The sequence below is a fragment of the Pedococcus sp. 2YAF34 genome (genome assembly GCF_052114585.1).
In the GTDB taxonomy this organism is placed as follows: Bacteria; Actinomycetota; Actinomycetes; order Actinomycetales; family Dermatophilaceae; genus Pedococcus.
On the sequence record NZ_JBFRFA010000136.1, the window covers coordinates 1 to 395 of the forward strand.

General features: G+C 65.6%; 1 protein-coding gene. It reads left to right on the plus strand.

Annotated elements, in window-relative coordinates:
- Positions 1 to 395, plus strand: a 395-nt coding sequence (locus AB4Z02_RS19250; RefSeq protein WP_441972983.1) for an isocitrate/isopropylmalate family dehydrogenase, incomplete at both ends; no start/stop codon positions are given.

A 395-nucleotide genomic window follows, 5' to 3' on the forward strand; every position in this document is an offset into this window, starting at 1 on the left:
CGCTTCCCGGAGTCGCGACGCCGCTGAAGTCGAACGCGCCCATCGACTTCGTCATCGTGCGGGAGAACACCGAAGGCGAGTACTCGGAGATCGGCGGGCGCCTGTATCGCGGAAGACCCGAGGAGAGTGCCAGCCAGGTCGCCGTCTTCACCCGTGCCGGCGTCCAGCGCATCGCCCGCTATGCGGCCGGGCTCGCCGCGAGTCGCAAAGGAGTCATGACCTCTGCGACCAAGAGCAACGGGATAATTCACACCATGCCGTTCTGGGACGAGGTCGTTTCAGAGGTCGCCACCGCCGAAGGAATCGGGCTGCAGAGCGTGCTCATCGACGCACTCGCGGCGAGGATGGTGCTCCATCCGGAGTCGCTCGACGTGGTCGTGGCCTCGAACCTCTTC